Annotated in this window: 4 protein-coding genes; 2 read left to right on the top strand and 2 right to left on the bottom strand. The window is 50.8% G+C overall.

What is annotated here, in order from left to right; all coding sequences use genetic code 11:
- A partial coding sequence (locus AB4043_RS24645) for a hypothetical protein (RefSeq protein WP_442308412.1) occupies positions 1-700 on the top strand: 700 nt, incomplete at its 5' end.
- Positions 701-832: 132 nt separating this feature from the next.
- On the opposite strand, the gene AB4043_RS24650 is transcribed toward AB4043_RS24645, so the two are convergent.
- Positions 833-1,120, bottom strand: coding sequence for a hypothetical protein (locus tag AB4043_RS24650; protein ID WP_442301045.1), 288 nt, complete (start codon positions 1,118-1,120; stop codon positions 833-835).
- A gap of 196 nt (positions 1,121-1,316) precedes the next feature.
- The gene (locus tag AB4043_RS24655) at positions 1,317-1,556 is read right to left on the bottom strand and encodes a DUF433 domain-containing protein (RefSeq protein ID WP_442308413.1); all 240 of its coding nucleotides are present in this window, start codon (positions 1,554-1,556) and stop codon (positions 1,317-1,319) included.
- A gap of 330 nt (positions 1,557-1,886) precedes the next feature.
- On the opposite strand from AB4043_RS24655, the gene AB4043_RS24660 reads away from it, so the two are divergent.
- Positions 1,887-2,897, top strand: a complete 1,011-nt coding sequence (locus AB4043_RS24660) for a hypothetical protein (RefSeq protein ID WP_442308414.1) — start codon at positions 1,887-1,889, stop codon at positions 2,895-2,897.
- Positions 2,898-2,916: the final 19 nt, after the last annotated feature.

A 2,916-nucleotide genomic window follows, 5' to 3' on the forward strand; every position in this document is an offset into this window, starting at 1 on the left:
CCTTGCGAATCTGACAGGACTGCCGGCTGAAGGCCTCTCCATCGTTTCCGGTAGCATTCCGTCACCTCCGGCTCCGAAACTAAGGAGCGATAGTGAATACATGCCGGCAATTCAGGCGGCGTACGTCAACGCGCGGTCAAAATTCCAGGTTGCATTTGGAGATGCAAGAAAGCTATATCGTCCACGTGTCAGTTTTAATTTTCAATACGACCGCTACGCGACGTTCAATAACTATCAGGACTATTACAAACCCGGTTCGTTCCGCACAGATAACTTCACCGTGGGAACGGTGGTGGACCTCCCTATCTTCCAACTTCAGCTACGTGCCAAGGCAAAGGAATCACTGGCCGACGCATTACACGCGCAGTCCGACGCGGATCGTGTGAAGCTTGATTTCCTGGAAGGACGCGTGAAGACAATTAACACACTCGCGGAGCTGAACGCAAAAAGCGAGATCGCTGCGCTGGAGCGTGAGATTGCCGGACAACAGCTTGACGCGCTACGGATTCAATTGAATAACGGATCCGGCAATGGCGCCGCTCCGCCATCTCCGAAAGATGAGCAAAATGCGCTCATTCAGGAACGGCAGAAATACCTTGATCTTCTGGATGCCGACCGGCAGCTTCGCGAAGCACAGATCAGCGCACTGCGCCTGACCGGGCAACTGGAAGAGTGGCTGAAAACGCCGACCGGTAGGTAAACAGCGGAGCGCCCGCATCACCCAAGCTGCCACACCGATCAAGAGAATATCTCACAATTGTTGAACATAGAGGATTGCCGCTTTTTGCTCGCCTGTACCTTCATGCCAATCAAGATTAACGAGCCCTTGGGATTAGTGCTTTGGTGTGAGAAAAAGTCTTCCTGCTTCCTTGCATACTCGTTCAAAACTATCCCAGTCTCTAGCGTCACAGCTCTTCCGTGAAGGTAAGGGTGACTCTTCACACAGGCGAAAAGCACCATTGGTACCCACGACAGCAATTATGTTTTTACGCTTGTGGTTTCCTAGGGTTCGCTCAATCGTTGGCAACGCTTTAATGAAAGCTGCGCCACGAACATTTGATTTGTAATGGTTGTTGGTGAAGGCAACCACGCTGGTTTGTGCGATTGTGATCGCAGCCATGTGGGGGAACGACTTCCTAAACTCAATGTCGCTCGTTATGACGACCAAACCTTTGATCCCGCATTCGTAGAAAATCCAGGGGTCCCGCTCTGTAGGCCCATAGATGTCATCGTGCACGACCAAATCTATCCCCGCCTTACGTAGCTGTTCGGGGAAGAAGTACGAACCAAGATTCCGGTCTGTGAAATATCGGTATCTAGGCTGCTTTACGCTGCGGGAAATGTTTGACCGCTTCTTGGACGGCACGCAGTGGTATGCGGTAATCCTTGGCTAGGCGTGCCTCCGATTCGCCGCTTCCCTTTCTCTTAGCAATGATCTCTGCAGGAATACCAGTACCTTTGATCGTGGGTCGCCCATAGGCAAGCTCAGGATCCACAACGATGTAAGACTTCCCGCGCTCACGATGTGTGCGGAGTGGGCTGAACCTGACAGGCATAAGGTTAGCGTCAAGCTCGATACGTGCCAGAAATAGCGATGAACTGGGCAGCAGTGGTGCGGCGCATGTGGCTTACAATCTTACGTTAAAGTACCGACAGAGGCGACAAATTTTCACCAGTGCACTACCCTCCTTCCACGGAAGGAGGTACCGTTCTCACACCCAAATTCTCACTTTAGGAAGCACATGAAGCGTCTGCACCTCTTTTCTACCTGCCTGCTCGGAATCTCTCCGATCACTATGCCAGCCTGGGCCCGCGGCTCTCGCGGATCTTATAGCTCATCCCACAGTTCCCGTCCTTACTATGGTGGCGGCCAATAGAGGCTTTTCATGACAACTACTCCCGTAGATGCCATACGTATTTCTGCGCACCGGTTCAACATTYCAGTCAACGAATGTGATGTCGTCGATAAGCCAAACCTTTATTCCTTCCGCGAACTGTGGAGCAAGTGGATGAAGTGGTACGAATCCGCACCGGAGGAACCTCATAGTGTCCAGCATCAAATTCACTTAATGCTCTTCAACGACTTGGTGTATCGCACGGTGGCTAGCGCTAGAACGGACCAAAGAATTCCATTGGCATCTCAAAATGGAGCTCTTTCGTTTCTCCTAGATAGCGGCTTCATTGCAACTCAAATACTCGCAATCCTCCGTCTCCTCGATAAAGGCAACAATGTAATTTCACTATTTCGCTTACTGAAAGATGTGAGGCACCATCGCAAGAAAATAACCCGTGAAGTATACGTTTCTGGAGATGGTACTCCCTACGATCCGGCTGCTTGGGTCAAGCACGCAGATCAGGACGACCCTATGACAACAATCTTCGGCCTGCATGCCCCGGGTAATGGCAAATGGATCATGGCTCTTCACCTTCATGAGACGTTCGATAGATTGTCTGGCGTATCTGCTGACAAGCGCAGCCGTAGCGACGTGATTTCTGAAAGTTTCTTCAAGGAACTCGAACATTGGCTCTCTTCGCCATCGATTCGTGACTTCAACGACTTGCGCAACAAATTCATCGCACATGCGGCTGATAGCTTTGAGCGTGATGGGACTGTATGGAAAGGGATCAATCTCTCTCAGCTTGATGAAGTGCAAAAGACGATCGTTAAAGTGGAACGAATACTCATCGATGAGGTTTTATCATTCCGCGTCGGAAGGGAGAATACTCCTCGTCCCCCATTGGGGATGTATCAAAACTTAGCTAGCCCGTTTGCTACGTTGTCATCTGTAGAGAACATGTATAGACGGTGGGATGAACTTGCCGAAGAACGAAACCGGTGGGGCTCGGACGCGTTAACGGAACTCTTGCACTCATGTGGGGCTTCCCGTGTCAATTGAGTGGAAGAAGACAACGATC

The sequence above is a fragment of the Terriglobus sp. YAF25 genome (assembly GCF_052113305.1).
GTDB lineage: Bacteria > Acidobacteriota > Terriglobia > Terriglobales > Acidobacteriaceae > Terriglobus.